General features: G+C 62.5%; 13 protein-coding genes. 4 read left to right on the top strand and 9 right to left on the bottom strand.

Features of this window, described 5'->3' with window-relative positions; translation table 11 throughout:
- Positions 1 to 13: 13 nt before the first annotated feature.
- The 3 genes from GGQ88_RS07535 to GGQ88_RS07545 form a co-directional block, all read right to left on the bottom strand.
- Complete coding sequence (locus tag GGQ88_RS07535; RefSeq protein ID WP_183612546.1) at positions 14 to 736, bottom strand: N-formylglutamate amidohydrolase; 723 nt, start codon at positions 734 to 736, stop codon at positions 14 to 16.
- Positions 733 to 1,530: a 4-(cytidine 5'-diphospho)-2-C-methyl-D-erythritol kinase gene (locus GGQ88_RS07540; RefSeq protein WP_183612547.1), complete on the bottom strand. Its 798-nt coding sequence runs from the start codon at positions 1,528 to 1,530 to the stop codon at positions 733 to 735. The genes GGQ88_RS07535 and GGQ88_RS07540 overlap by 4 nt, the downstream gene beginning before the upstream one ends.
- A 135-nt stretch (positions 1,531 to 1,665) precedes the next feature.
- Positions 1,666 to 3,315 carry an electron transfer flavoprotein-ubiquinone oxidoreductase gene (locus GGQ88_RS07545; protein WP_183612548.1) on the bottom strand — a complete coding sequence of 550 codons (1,650 nt, stop codon included), beginning with the start codon at positions 3,313 to 3,315 and terminating at the stop codon, positions 1,666 to 1,668.
- A 102-nt stretch (positions 3,316 to 3,417) separates the two neighbouring features.
- Here GGQ88_RS07545 and GGQ88_RS07550 point away from each other — a divergent pair, with 102 nt between their 5' ends.
- Genes GGQ88_RS07550 through GGQ88_RS07565 form a run of 4 tightly spaced genes read left to right on the top strand, consistent with a single transcriptional unit; the run spans position 3,418 to position 7,590 of the window.
- Positions 3,418 to 4,179 (top strand): uracil-DNA glycosylase family protein, encoded by a 762-nt coding sequence (locus GGQ88_RS07550; protein ID WP_183612898.1) that lies wholly within the window; start codon positions 3,418 to 3,420, stop codon positions 4,177 to 4,179.
- A 43-nt stretch (positions 4,180 to 4,222) separates the two neighbouring features.
- Positions 4,223 to 5,959, top strand: coding sequence for a lytic transglycosylase domain-containing protein (locus tag GGQ88_RS07555; protein WP_183612899.1), 1,737 nt, complete (start codon positions 4,223 to 4,225; stop codon positions 5,957 to 5,959).
- Positions 5,949 to 6,476, top strand: coding sequence for a molybdenum cofactor biosynthesis protein B (gene moaB / locus GGQ88_RS07560; protein ID WP_183612549.1), 528 nt, complete (start codon positions 5,949 to 5,951; stop codon positions 6,474 to 6,476). Before GGQ88_RS07555 ends, moaB begins: the two co-directional genes overlap by 11 nt.
- Positions 6,477 to 6,522: 46 nt before the next feature.
- Positions 6,523 to 7,590: a PA0069 family radical SAM protein gene (locus GGQ88_RS07565; RefSeq protein ID WP_183612550.1), complete on the top strand. Its 1,068-nt coding sequence runs from the start codon at positions 6,523 to 6,525 to the stop codon at positions 7,588 to 7,590.
- Here the strand turns inward: GGQ88_RS07565 and GGQ88_RS07570 are convergent.
- From GGQ88_RS07570 to GGQ88_RS07595, 6 genes are all read right to left on the bottom strand, one after another.
- Positions 7,587 to 7,997, bottom strand: a complete 411-nt coding sequence (locus GGQ88_RS07570) for a DUF1330 domain-containing protein (RefSeq protein ID WP_183612551.1) — start codon at positions 7,995 to 7,997, stop codon at positions 7,587 to 7,589. The genes GGQ88_RS07565 and GGQ88_RS07570 overlap by 4 nt on opposite strands.
- A 1-nt stretch (position 7,998) precedes the next feature.
- Positions 7,999 to 9,588 (bottom strand): long-chain fatty acid--CoA ligase, encoded by a 1,590-nt coding sequence (locus GGQ88_RS07575; protein ID WP_183612900.1) that lies wholly within the window; start codon positions 9,586 to 9,588, stop codon positions 7,999 to 8,001.
- 38 nt (positions 9,589 to 9,626) lie between these two features.
- Positions 9,627 to 13,214: a DNA polymerase III subunit alpha gene (gene dnaE, locus GGQ88_RS07580; protein WP_183612552.1), complete on the bottom strand. Its 3,588-nt coding sequence runs from the start codon at positions 13,212 to 13,214 to the stop codon at positions 9,627 to 9,629.
- A 73-nt stretch (positions 13,215 to 13,287) separates the two neighbouring features.
- Positions 13,288 to 13,776, bottom strand: coding sequence for a redoxin domain-containing protein (locus tag GGQ88_RS07585; RefSeq protein ID WP_183612553.1), 489 nt, complete (start codon positions 13,774 to 13,776; stop codon positions 13,288 to 13,290).
- A complete protein-coding gene (locus GGQ88_RS07590) occupies positions 13,773 to 14,006 on the bottom strand; it encodes a hypothetical protein (protein WP_183612554.1) in 234 nt (77 codons plus the stop codon). The genes GGQ88_RS07585 and GGQ88_RS07590 overlap by 4 nt, the downstream gene beginning before the upstream one ends.
- Positions 14,007 to 14,064: 58 nt before the next feature.
- Positions 14,065 to 14,325 carry a hypothetical protein gene (locus GGQ88_RS07595; RefSeq protein WP_183612555.1) on the bottom strand — a complete coding sequence of 87 codons (261 nt, stop codon included), beginning with the start codon at positions 14,323 to 14,325 and terminating at the stop codon, positions 14,065 to 14,067.
- Positions 14,326 to 14,378: the final 53 nt, after the last annotated feature.

Genomic DNA, 14,378 nt, shown 5'->3' on the forward strand with positions numbered 1-14,378 from the left:
GCCTCACCATGGGCTAGCTGATTGCAAGCGCAACCTGATTGGCGATCCGCGAGAGCCGTTCGGCCCATTCTATCTGACCGGCTTCATCGGCGATCAGATCCTGCCGAACCTCGACACCCAGGTACGGGCGGCCTTCTGCCTCAGCGTGGCGGTTCATTGTCGCATTCAGCAGTTTACCAGAATAAGGTAGCTGATCGCCCACGCATAATCCTTCAGCCTCCAGCAGTGGGATGGCAAGACGCGCCGCGCGATCGTCTTCATTATAGAGCACGCCGACATGCCACGGTCGGGGGGCGTCGTTTGAGGCAAGCTGCGGGGTGAAGCTGTGCAGTGACAGGATCAGCGCCTGCGGAACGCTGTCCAGAATTTCAGCCAACGCGTGGTGATAAGGCCGGAAGTAACGCGCGAGACGGGCCTCGTGACCGGCGTGATCAAGAGCGTTGCCGGGAATCGTGTGGCCATCGCTGGCGATTGGAACAACCGTCGGCAGGTGCTCGTCGCGGTTGAAATCGCAGACCAGTCGGCTGACATTGCCCTGAAACGCTGCTATTCCGGGACGTTGCGCCATGATCACACCGACTTGCGCTACGCCGATGTCGACCGCGATGTGTTGGCTGAGCAGATCGGGCCCGATACCCAGATCGACATCGGCGGGCACGCGGTTGGACGCGTGATCGGACACGACCAGAATACCGCCAAAGCGCGGCGTTCCGACCGTGCGGAAGGGTTCGCTCATCGAAGCACTCCTGCCAGCGTCCACCACCCAGGCGCCATCGCGGCGCGCGCGCCGTCGCGTTGATCGGGCGAATCGTAGAGCGCGAAGCAGGTGGCACCTGAGCCCGACATGCGCGTTACCCAGGCGCCGGTGCTTCTCAGGGCCGCGAGAACATCGGCAATCTGCGGCACCAAAGACAGCGCTGAAGGTTCGAGATCGTTACGCCCATCAAGCGTCATCTCACGCACATTATCGCCTTCCAGCGGGCCACGATCCTTGCCGTCCCACCCCTGAAACACCGGGCCTGTAGCCAGCGGCACGCGGGGGTTGACCAGCAGCACCGGCGATCCTGCCAGATCGTTGCTGACCTGTTCGAGTTCCGTACCCGTGCCGCGCCCGATGCAAGCGCGCGATTCGACACAGGCCGGCACATCTGCGCCGAGCTTTGCAGCCTTTTCGCGCCAATTATCGGGCAGTCCGAACTGTGCCTCAACCATCCGGAAGATGGCACCGGCATCGGCCGACCCGCCGCCAAGGCCTGCTGCAACAGGCAAGGTCTTTTCCAGTGTCACCGCCCAGCCCGGCCCATGCGGCAGAGAAGCCAGCGCTTTGGCCACGATGTTGCCGAAAGGGTTGTCCAGCGCACTGCCGAACTCGCCCATGACCCGCAACGAATCCCGCTCGGCGGCACGCGCGGTCAGTTCATCGCCCGCATCGACGAAGGCGAACACCGTCTCGAGGTCATGATAGCCGTCGTCCCTGCGCCGCCTGACGTGAAGGGCAAGATTGATCTTAGCGTAAGCAGTCTCGCGCATCACCCGATCCTCCCCCTCTGGGAAAGGTGGCAGTGCGAAGCATCGACGGAGGGGGGATTGCGGGAAGGCCAAGCCCCCTCCACCACCTTCGGCGGCCCCCCTCCCCCAAGGGGGGAGGATTGATAGGCCATCACGTCACATATTCGGATAGTTTGGCCCGCCGCCGCCTTCGGGCGTGACCCATTCGATGTTCTGGGTCATGTCCTTGATGTCGCAGGTCTTGCAGTGGACGCAGTTCTGGGCGTTGATCTGCAGGCGCGGGTTGCCTTCATCGACACCGACGTATTCGTAAACCCCTGCCGGGCAGTAGCGCGCCTCGGGCCCTGCATAGATCGGCAAGTTGATCCGCGTCGGTACGGTGGGGTCCTTGAGCACCAGATGGCTTGGCTGGTCTTCCTCGTGATTGGTATAGGAAAACGCGACGCTGGTCAGGCGGTCGAAGGTGATCACGCCATCGGGCTTGGGGTAGGCGATCGGCTTGTACAGGTCGGCGCGCTGGGTTGCCTCGCTGTCGCGGTGATGCTTCATCGGCTTCCAGATGCCGAAGCCACCGATCGTGCGGAGCCACATGTCGGCGCCTGCCAGCACGGTGCCGAGTTCACCACCGAACTTGGCGACCAGTGGCTGTGCGTTCTGGACCTTCTTGAGTTCCTTGGCGATCCAGCTGTCGCGAACGGCCGCGTCGTATTCGACCATGTCGTCCTTTTCGCGACCCGCAGCGATCGCAGCCACGATCGTTTCAGCCGCCAGCATGCCGCTCTTCATCGCGGTGTGACTGCCCTTGATCCGGGGCACGTTGACGAATCCTGCCGAGCAACCGATCAGCGCGCCGCCGGGGAAAGACAGGCGCGGCACCGATTGCCAGCCACCTTCGTTGATCGCGCGCGCGCCGTAGGAAACCCGGCGTCCGCCTTCGAGAACTTCACGGATTGCCGGGTGCTGCTTCCAGCGCTGGAATTCCTCGAACGGATAGACATAAGGATTGGCGTAATCGAGCGCGACGACGAAGCCGATCGCGATCTGGTTGTTCGCCTGATGATACAGGAAGCCACCACCCCAAGAGTTGGACTCGGACAGCGGCCAGCCCTGCGTGTGCAGAACCCGGCCGGGCACGTGCTTTTCGGGATCGATGTCCCACAGTTCCTTGATGCCGATGCCGTAGACCTGCGGCTGGCAGTCGCGTTCAAGGTCGAAGTGCGCCTTCAGCCGTTTCGTCAGGCTTCCTCGCGCCCCTTCGGCGAACAGCGTGTACTTGGCATGGAGCTCCATGCCGGGCTGATAATCGGCCTTTTTCTCGCCATCCTTGCCGATGCCCATGTCGCCGGTGGCAACGCCCATGACCGCGCCATTTTCGTCGAACAGCACTTCGGCTGCCGGAAAGCCCGGGAAGATCTCTACGCCCAGTTCCATCGCCTGTTCGGCCATCCACCGGCACAGGTTACCCAGCGATCCGGTGTAGTTGCCATCGTTCGACATGAACGGAGGCATCGGCCAGTGCGGGATCGCGGTCTTGCCGGTCTTGGTCAGGACCCAGTGCCAGTTGTCGGTGACCGGTGTTTCAGCCATCGGGCAGCCCATCTCGCGCCATTCGGGCAGGAGTTCGTCGAGAGCCTTGGGATCGACCACGGCACCTGACAGAATGTGCGCGCCGACTTCCGAGCCCTTTTCGAGAACGCAAACTGAAACATCGGGATTGGCCTGTTTCAGTCTGATCGACGCCGCCAGTCCGGCGGGGCCGCCACCGACGATGACCACGTCATATGGCATCGATTCCCGTTCGCTCATGCCCGTCCACTCCGACTAATTGCGCGCTTGATTTCACCAATTGCCTTGAAAGAGCCCACCGGGAAGGTCAAGACCGCAAATTGGACTGGAGGGAATGTCGCGTTGCCTGACACTGCTGATGCCACCACCACAGATTGGAACGCGGCCCTGACGGCGGCGCTGGATTGGTGGCGCGATGCTGGGGTCGACGGCACGTTCGTCGACGATGCGCAGAACTGGCTGGCAAGTGGGAAGACAGAGGGGCAGCGTTCAGCCCCGCCGCCGCCACTAAACGCGATAATTTCGGAACGAGAAGTTCCTGCGTTGCCCAAAGTCGGCGACCCCTCGCAATGGCCCAAGACGCTGGATGCCTTTCGCACTTGGTGGATGAGCGAGCCGTTGCTCGCCCCCGCGGGCTTGAACCGATTTGCTCCAGAGGGTCAGGAACAGGCCAGCCTTATGGTGCTGGTGCCAATGCCATCACCCGACGATAACACATCCTTGTTATCGGGGCGCGGCGGACGACTGCTCGACGCAATGCTAGCGGCGATGGGTATCGAACGCTCACGAACATACATCGCGTCTGCAGTTCCTGCATACATACCGATGCCCGATTGGGAGGGCTTGCGCGCAACCGGTCTCGGCGATGTCCTGCTTCACCACATCACGCTGGCCGCGCCCGCGAAGCTTCTCATTCTCGGCGGGTCCCGCATCTCGACGCTTCTCGGACACGCCCCGACGAATTTGGCTCACGGTTTACGTGGTATTAATCAAGAAACCTCAGGCATAGATGCCATGCCGGCGTGGGATCTCGATGCCATGCTGGTCCGGCCCGCACTTAAGGCGGGATTCTGGAGCCGGTGGCTCGAATGGACGGGGAACTAGACACGTGAAACTGGCTCGCGCTGCACGATGCACGCTGTTCGCGATGGTCGCTTCCGCCGCGACGGTCGCTGCGGTGCCTGCTTACGCCAATAGCGCGGCGGTCGATTATTTCCGTGGCCGCGCAGATCGCACGGCTGTGCCGTCGCTGCTCAGTCAGGACGATCGCGCTTATTACAAATCCTTGTTCGGCGCGATTGAGCGGCAGGACTGGACTCAAGTCCAGACGCTTTTCTCACAGCGCCAGGATGGGCCGCTGCATACCGTTGCCCGCACGCAGTACATGCTTGCCGCAACATCGCCGAAGGCGGAGCTGGGGCCGATAACCGATGCACTAAATACCGCGCCGGACCTGCCGTGGGCTGAGCAACTCAGCCGACTTGCCCAGAAGCGCGGTGCAGTTGATCTCCCAGCCCTGCCCCAGGCGCAGCGGTTCGTATCCCTGCCCACCGTATCCAAGCGCATTCGCCCCCGTTCGACTTCTGACGGCACGATGCCCGACGCAGTATCGACCGCGATCCTCGACCGGATCAAGAATGATGATCCGGTCGGCGCGCGCGTGCTGCTTGACGGGGTCGATGCTACACTCTCGTCAGAAGCCCGCGCCGAGTGGCGGCAGAAGGTGGGCTGGGCATTCTACATCGAGAATGACGACGCGACCGCGCGCGCTATAGCGCTCACTGCCGCAGAAGGCACAGGCCCATGGGTCGCCGAAGCGTACTGGACGGCTGGACTTGCCAGCTGGCGGCTGGGCGATTGCTTTTCTGCGGGCGACGCGTTCGAGAAGACTGCGAAATCTGCGCAGAACGACGAACTTGCCTCAGCCGCGCATTACTGGGCGAGCCGCGCTTGGGTCCGTTGCCGCAAGCCCGAAAAGGTCAGTCTTGCGCTGCGCTCTGCCGCGCGGTTTGGTGACACGCTCTACGGGATGATGGCGACCGAGGCATTGGGCATGCGGCCGAGCCAGCCCGCCGCCGCGCCCGACTTTTCGGCTGCGGACTGGCAATCGCTGCGTAACGTCTCGAACATTCGCACCGCTGTGCAGCTTGCCGAAGTCGGAGAGGATGGTCTGGCAGACGAAGTACTGCGCCATCAGGCTCGCATTGGTAATCCGCAGCAATACGCCCCGCTTTCGCGGCTCGCGCGCGATCTTGGCCTACCCTCGACACAATTGTGGATGGCCTACAACGCCCCGTCCGGCGCACGGCCCGATGAATCCGCTCGCTTCCCCGCCCCAAAGTGGGTTCCGTCGACCGGGTGGAAGGTCGATCCAGCGCTGCTATTCGCGCATTCCCTGCAGGAATCGAACTTCCGTACCGCTGTGATCAGCCCTGCAGGCGCGCAAGGCCTGATGCAGGTGCGACCCGGTACGGCGAAGGACATGGCAAGGGCCGAACCGATGATGGCTGGTCGCGATCGCCAGCTGGACCTGCCCGATGTGAACCTGGCATTCGGGCAGCAATACCTGCAGCAGCTGCGCGATTCCGAGGCAACGCAGGGCCTGCTGCCCAAGGTCATGGCCGCCTACAATGCCGGTCCGCTGCCAATTGCCCGCTGGAATACGGAAATCCGCGGCGGCACCGATCCGTTGCTGTGGATGGAATCGATCCCCTACTGGGAAACGCGCGGGTACGTTGGCATCGTGATGCGCAATTACTGGATGTACGAGCGACAGGCGGGTGGGCCATCCGACAGTCGTCTCGGTCTGGTCCAGGGCATGTGGCCCAAGTTCCCCGGGCTTGCCGGGGCTGAAAACGTCAGGATCGCTTCGCGTGGCAATTGATCTTTCGCGTGAATTCAAGCCGATCAACATTGCCCTTCTGACCGTTTCCGACACGCGCGGTCCCGATGAGGACACGTCGGGCGACCTTCTGGCAGAGCGGGTGAAGGCGGCTGGCCACAAGCTTGCAGCGCGCGGCATGGAGAAAGACGACGCCGACCGCATCGCCAGTCGGCTGAGCAACTGGATCGACGACCGGTCTGTCGATGCGGTGATCATCACCGGCGGCACTGGTCTGACCGGCCGCGACGTCACACCCGAAGCGCTGGAGCGGGTGAAGACGCGCGACATCCCAGGCTTCGGCGAACTGTTCCGCTGGCTCAGCTTCAAGACGATCGGCACCAGCACGATCCAGTCGCGCGCTTGCGCCGTGGTTGCACGCGGGACCTACATCTTTGCGCTACCGGGATCCAACGGCGCGGTGAAAGACGGCTGGGATGGCATACTGGTTGAGCAACTCGACAGCCGCAACCGACCCTGCAATTTCGTCGAGCTAATGCCGAGACTGCTGGAAAAGTAGTCGGCGGGGTCTTGCGAGTATGTTCTAGTTATGTTCTACCTCTGCCATGGTGGTTCATGGCAGAGGTGCGCAATCCGGCGCCGTCCCCTCCCGCTTCGGGCTGGCGGCACGCGACACTGACGGCGACTGGCTCGACGCGCGTGAGCAAGTCGACGGCGCAGAGTCGAAGCTGCGCACGACCGTCACGATCGAGCGACCGCGCTCGATCCTGAGCTTCAACAAGTCCCCCGACATTCCGTTCGATCGCTCGGTCAACGCCTATCGCGGGTGCGAACATGGCTGCATTTATTGCTATGCCCGCCCGACGCATGCGTTCCACGATCTGTCACCGGGCCTCGATTTCGAGACGAAGCTGTTTGCCAAGCCGGATGCTGCAAAACTGCTGCGTGAAACGCTGGCGAAGCCGGGCTACGCGCCTGCCCCTATCGCGATGGGCACGAACACAGACCCCTATCAGCCGATCGAACGCTCCTATCGCATCACCCGCAGCGTTTTGGAGCTGTGTCTCGAGTTGCGCCATCCGGTCACGATTACGACCAAGTCCGCGCGCGTGCTCGACGATCTCGACCTGCTCGCCGAGCTGGCCCGCCTGAACCTGACGGCGGTCGGTGTTTCGGTCACCAGTCTCGATCCCAAGCTGTCCGCGACGCTCGAACCGCGCGCGTCGTCACCGGCCAAGCGCCTCGATGCCTTGGGCAAGCTTGTCGCAGCAGGCGTGCCCGTCCACGTATCGGTTTCTCCGATCATACCGTCGATTACCGACGAATTTCTCGAGGACATCCTAGACGAAGCAGCATCGCGAGGCGTGCGTTCGGCAAGCTGGATCATGGTCCGCCTGCCCCACGAAGTCGCACCGCTGTTCCGCGAATGGCTCGAGACGCATTTTCCCGAGCGTGCGGGAAAAGTCATGGCGATCGTCCAGTCGGTACGCGGCGGGAAGGACAACGACGCGGATTTCTTCACGCGGATGAAGCCGACGGGGGTCTGGGCCGACCTGATCCGCAACCGCTTCCGCGTGGCCTGCCGGAAGCATGGCATCGGACGCGCCCAGATCGACCTCGACTGCAGCCAGTTCAGGAAACCGAGCCGCAATGGCCAACTGGACCTGTTCTAGCCCCTGAACCGGATCAACCGGCTGTCGGCCACCGCCGCAGTGCGATGTGGCAGGACGTCGCGAGCGTATGCCGGGTCCTTGACCATCGCGAAAAACGCGCCAGCGTTGGGGTAGCCCATAACGAACGCCTCGTCCCATTCGCCCTCCGGCCCGGTGACGACGCATTCCATCGGCGCCTCCCACACCATTCCGGCATTCGCATCGGCGACCAGCGCCTGAAAGCCCGCGCGGTACATTGCATAGGCCTCTGCGCCAGTCAGGCCCTTGCCATGGTTGGCATGGCCTTCGGGATAGTCCGCGATGTCTCTGAACTTGATCAGGTTGAGCATGTGGATCGGCGTGTCACGCGGAAGGGCCTTGAAACGCTCGAAGTTCTCGCGGCTCGGGTCGATGTAGACCGTGCTCACCTCAGTTTACCCACTTGTAGCTGCGGAACTGCTCGCGCAGGTCCTTCTTGCTGATCTTGCCGGTGCCGGTGTGCGGGATTTCGTCGACGAACGCGACTTCATCGGGAACCCACCACTTGGCGACGTGGCTCTGGAGGAACGTGCGCAAGTCGTCCTGGGAAACGTCAACGCCCGGCTTGCGAACCACGACCAGCAATGGCCGCTCGTCCCACTTGGGATGGAACACGCCGATCGCGGCTGCTTCGGCCACCGCAGGATGACCGACGGCGGCGTTCTCGAGTTCGACCGAGCTGATCCACTCGCCGCCCGACTTGATCACGTCCTTGGTGCGATCGGTCAGTTGCAGCGTCCCGTCGGGATAGATCAGGCCGACATCGCCGGTATCGAACCACTGCCCCGGCCCGACCGCGTCCTGCTCGGCCTTGAAGTATCGCTTCACGACCCACGGGCCACGCACCTGAAGCGCGCCCGATGTGACGCCATCGCGGGGGAGCTCCCTATCGGGATCGCCAAGATCGACACACCGGATCTCGACACCGAACGGTGGCCGCCCCTGCATCGCCTTGACCGTGACCTGCTCGTCGAAGGTCAACTCATCCCAGTCCCACGTCTCTGCCCCGGTCGTACCGATAGGTGAGGTTTCGGTCATGCCCCAGGCGTGCGCGACCCGCAGGCCCTGCCGCATAAATCGCTCGATCATCGCGCGCGGCATGGCCGAACCGCCACAGACCACGGTCTTCAGGCTTGGAGGAATCTCGCCTTCTGTTCGGTCGACGTGCTGCAGCAGGGCCAGCCACACCGTGGGCACGCCCGCCGAACAGGTAACCTTCTCGCGGTTCATCAGATCGCACAGCACTTCGCCATCGTTGACCGCCGAGTAGACGAATTTGGCCCCCGCAGCCGCGCCTGCCCACGGCAGGCCCCAACTCGCCGCATGGAACATCGGCACGATCGGCAGCATCACGGTGCGGGAATCCATCCCGAACACTGGCGGGCTGATGGCCGACAACGCATGAAGCATGGTCGATCGGTGTTCGTACAGCACACCCTTGGGATTGCCGGTCGTGCCGCTGGTATAGCAGAGCATGCACGGATCGCGTTCCTCGCCATCCGCCCACTCAGCTTGGCCGTCTTCCCCGCCGATCCACTCCTCGAAATGGATTGCAGGCTCGCTGCTGTCGAAGCAGATGTAATGTTCGACCGTCGGCCAGCGCGAACGCATCCGCTCGATAATCGGAGCCCACTGCCGGTCGAACAGCATCACGCGGTCTTCGGCGTGATTGACGATGTACTCGAGCTGATCGTCGAACAACCGCGGGTTCAATGTGTGGAGGATGCCGCCGAGCCCGACCGCGCCGTACCAGCTGACGAGGTGCCGATGGTGGTTCATCGCCAGAGTGGCGATGCGGTCCCCGGGCTCGACCCCCAAACGGCGGAGCGCCTGCGTCATCCGCAACGCGTCATGTCGTATCCCGGCCCAATTGGTCCGGCTCTCGCTGCCATCGGCCCAGCGGCTGACGATCTCGCGCGTTGCGTGCTCGCGCGCTGCGTGGTCGATCAGATGTGTTACCCGCAGCTTCCAGTCCTGCATTGCTCCAAGCTGCGCGGTCACATCTCTCTCCCTTTTAACTATTCGACCAACCGCAGATACCTTTCCGGCCTTGCGGACAGTGCAACATTTGCAATTCCGTCTATCGAAATTAAACGCTCAATTAACTCGCTGTCGAGCTTAAAATTGTTGCCGAGCCGCATCAGCGGTTCGCGCGGGCCGCCGGTCTTGAGTCGAGCCAGAACTTCTCCCTTGGAATCAGCGGCTCGTGGCAGAAGCAGCGCAAGTTCCGAGATCGCTGCCGGATCGGAAATCTCGAGCTTGAGTTGCATCTGCGAGGCACTGGTCACCGATGCCAACAGACGGGCGCCGCGCACCGTGACGCGCGGTGCCTCATCCGGATTCGGGCGGTCGAGCTCTACGTTGAGCAACGCGCAAGCCCCGTCGCGCGCCCATTGCTGAAATGGCTCGACCAACGCTTCCTCGAAGCACGACGCCGAAAACAGCCCGGTGCTGTCGGAGAAGTCGGCGAGGATGAAGTCCTTGCCTTTCTTGGTCTTGCGCTTCTGCACGTTTTCGACGAGCGCCGCCATGACCGCCCCCGACCGGCCTGCGACTTCGCCCCCCCCGACTAAGCTGCCGAACGTGCGAGCCCCGTTGGCCGAAGCGACCGCGCGATATTCCTCCACCGGATGCGCGGCGAAATAGAACCCGAAATTCTCGCGCTCGGCTGCCATCTGGTCGGCGCGTGACCATGGCTTGGCGTCGGCAAGACGCGTCGCGGGCACGGCGTGGTCGTCACCGCCGAACAACCCGCCCTGCCCCGACGTGCGCGAGCGAACCGCTTCGTCGGCCACCGCCATCAGCAGTTCGGCATTGGCAATGACTTGGGCACGGTTCGGTTCGAGACAATCGAGCGCGCCGCCAGCAGCGAGCGCTTCGAGCTGACGTCGGTTCATCGAGCCTGCCGGAATACGCCGGAACAGGTCATCGAGCGATTCGAACGGCCCTGACGTGTCGCGTTCCTCGACGATCTGTTCCATCGCCTTTTCGCCGACATTGCGCAAACCCGCCAGAGCGTAGCGCACGGCGTAGCCATCGTCCGTGCGGTCCACGGTGAATTCGGCGACCGAGTGATTGATGTCCGGCCCTGCCAGCGCAACCCGGTTGCGGCGCATGTCGTCGACGAAGATCGCCAGCTTTTCCGACTGATGCATGTCGAAGCACATCGATGCGGCGTAGAATTCGTGCGGGTAGTGCGTCTTCAGCCACGCTGTCTGGTACGCGAGCAACGCATAGGCCGCTGCGTGCGACTTGTTGAAACCGTAACCAGCAAACTTGTCGATCAAGTCGAACAGTTCGTTGGCCTTGCCCTTCTCGATGCCGGAAACGGTTTTGCAGCCATCAGCGAATCGCTGACGTTGCGCGTCCATTTCCTTCTGATCCTTCTTGCCCATCGCGCGGCGCAGCAGGTCGGCGTCACCCAGCGAATAGCCCGCGAGGATCTGCGCGGCTTGCATCACCTGTTCCTGGTAAACGAAGATGCCGTATGTTTCGGACAGGATGCCCGCGAGCTTCTCGTGCGGGTACTCGATGCTTTCCAGGCCGTTCTTGCGGCGGCCGAACAGCGGGATGTTGTCCATCGGGCCGGGACGATAGAGCGACACGAGCGCGATGATGTCGCCAAAGTTGGTCGGCTTCACCGCTGCCAGCGTCCGCCGCATGCCTTCGGATTCGAGCTGGAACACGCCGACGGTGTCGCCCGACTGAAGCAGCTTGTAGGTCTGCTCGTCGTCCCAGGCGAGCGCGGTCAGGTCGATCTCGATCTGGCGCTTGCCGAGCAGATCCACTGCCTTGCGCAGCACCGACAGCGTCTTCAGGCCGAGGAAATCGAACTTGACCAGCCCTGCGTCCTCGACATGCTTCATGTCGAACTGCGTGACCGGCATGTCCGAGCGCGGATCGCGGTACAGTGGTACGAGTTGCGCAAGCGGCCGATCGCCGATGACCACGCCCGCAGCGTGAGTCGAGCTGTTGCGCGGCAGACCTTCCAACTGCATCGCAAGGTCGATCAGTCGCTTGACCTCGGGATCGCGGTCGTACTCGCGCTTGAGTTCGAGCACACCGTTGAGCGCGCGCGGCAGCGGCCAAGGATCGGTTGGATGGTTGGGCACCATCTTGCACAGCCGGTCAACCTGGCCATAGCTCATCTGCAGGATGCGGCCTGTATCGCGCAGCACCGCGCGGGCCTTGAGCTTGCCGAAGGTGATGATCTGGGCGACGTGATCCAGCCCGTACTTGCGCTGGACGTATCGGATCACCTCGCCGCGTCGGGTTTCGCAGAAGTCAATATCGAAGTCGGGCATCGACACGCGTTCCGGGTTGAGGAAGCGTTCGAACAGCAGGCCCAGCTTGATCGGATCGAGATCGGTGATCGTCAGCGCCCACGCGACCAGCGAGCCTGCACCCGAACCACGGCCCGGGCCGACCGGGATTCCCTGATCCTTGGCCCATTTGATGAAGTCGGCAACGATCAGAAAGTAGCCGCCAAAGCCCATGCGGTTGATGATGCCGACTTCGAATTCGAGTCGGTCGCGGTAGCCGACGACTTCCTCCCACACGCCTGCGACGGCAAGCTGCGGATAGTCCTGCGGGTCCGGCTCGACGTCGGCGCCGAGACACAACAACCGTGCCAGTTCATCGTGCGTGGCTTCGGGATAGTAAGGGCGCAGCCGATCGACGAGGCCGGTGCGGCTGTCCGACCCACACATCCTCGCCTCGCCTTCCTGATCGCCCGCGAGGCTGGGAAGGATCGGTTTGCGCCGCGGCGGCATGACCGCGCAACGTTGTGCCACGACAAGCGTGTTGGCGATCGCCTCGGGCAAGTCCTCGAACAGCTTTTCCATCACTTCGGCAGGCTTGATCCACCATTCGCGGCTAGAACGCGGGCGGTCGGTGCTGTCGACGTGGGTCGAACTGGCGATGCACAGCATCGCGTCATGCGCTTCGTAAAAGCCGCGCTCGGCAAAGCAGGCCGGGTTGGTGGCGACCAGTGGCAGGTCCCGCGCATAGGCCAGATCGATCAAGGCGGGTTCGGCTGCATCTTCCACCGGATCGTTGCGGCGGGCGAGTTCGATATAGAGCCGATCGGGGAACAGCTCCTGCAGGCGGTCGGCATAGGCCGTGGCGGCAGAATGCTGCCCGCCGCCGAACAACCGGGTCAGCGCGCCCTCGCCCGATGCCGTCAGGCACAGCAAGCCATCGGTGTGGCCGATGAGATCTGCAAGCACCACATGCGGCACCAGTTCCAGCGGGCGGTCGAGATGGGCGCGGCTGACCAAGTGGCACAGGTTGTCGAACCCGGTGCTGTCCTGCGCATAAAGCGCGAGCCAGTCTACCGTCGGCGCGGACGGCCCGAAGCCCGTCGCCGCGCCGTCGCGTTCCGGTCTGGCGACTGCGAGCATCGTACCGATGATCGGTTGCACGCCGACATCCTTGCACGCCTTGGCAAAAGCTATCGAGCCGTAAAGCCCATTGCGGTCCGTAATGGCAACAGCCGGAAAGCCACGCTCTGCCGCCGTTTTCGCGATCGCCTTGGGATCGATCGCCCCATCCAGCATGGTGTAGGACGAGAAAATTCGCAGCGATACGAAAGGGGCATGGGGCATCTGTGTAACGTAGGGAAAAGACGGCGCACTTTCGAGTGCTGCGGCGTTCTTTTCCCCTATCTCGACACCCCGATCAGAGCAGCGCTTCGATGTCCTTGGCAATGCTCTCGGGTGTGTCGTTCGGAGCGTAGCGGCGCACGACCTTGCCTTCGCGGTCGATCAGGAACTTGGTGAAGTTCCACTTGATCGCCTTGGTGCCAAGCACGCCCGGAGCCTCGCTTTTCAGCCAGTCGTAAAGCGGATCGGCTCCCACGCCGTTGACCTCGATCTTGGCCATCAGCGGGAAGCTCAGGCCGAAGTTTACCTTGCAGAAGCTTTCGATTTCATCGGCACTGCCCGGTTCCTGCCCGCCGAACTGATTACACGGGAACGCAAGCACCTCGAAACCTTGCTCGGCGTACTGCTGGTATAGCGCTTCAAGGCCATCGTATTGCGGGGTGAAGCCGCACTTGGACGCGGTGTTGACGACGAGGAGCACTTTGCCCTGCTTGTCAGCGAGATCGATTGTCTCACCATTGGGATTCATAGCCTTGAAATCGGCGATGGAATGCGGCGTGCTCACGCCATTCCCTCGGATTTGGCAAGAGCGACGATTTCCCCGACATTAAGCGACTTGCCACCAGCGATGTCGATGATCAGCCGCGCGCGCTCGTCAGCCGTCATCGTGGCAACGAGTGCGACCAGTTCACGCAGCGGCGCTTTTTTCACAACGTTGAAATTGTATTGCAATTCCGAACCCGCATCATCGCGTTCATGCAGCGTGGCCTCTGCATTCCAATCAAGACCAGACATGTAAACTCCCCTTATTGTAAACCCGGTTCGCACGACAAGGGGAGGCGATCAACGGGAATCAGCCCGGAAAATCGGTCCGCCGTGCCAAGCTCAGGATTTCGCCGGGCGAATACTGGCGGTCGCCGGACTTTTCTATGACCATGTCGGCCCGCTCGCCCTCCGACATGCGCGAAACGAGACGTACCATGTCCGAAAAGCTTCCTGAGTGGAGCGAAGCGAAACCATGAAAAATGCCATCGGCCGCCTCCCGGCGTAGAACGGTGGCATGGTCTTGCCAGAACGCATTGCTTGCGGGCTCGGCGCCAATCGTGGTGTTCATGGGAAACGATCTCCTTCTTTGCGATGAAACGCTTCGAAGGCCGCTCGTATCCC

Origin of the sequence: Novosphingobium hassiacum (assembly GCF_014196055.1) — a bacterium.
GTDB classification, from domain to species: Bacteria; Pseudomonadota; Alphaproteobacteria; order Sphingomonadales; family Sphingomonadaceae; genus Novosphingobium; species Novosphingobium hassiacum.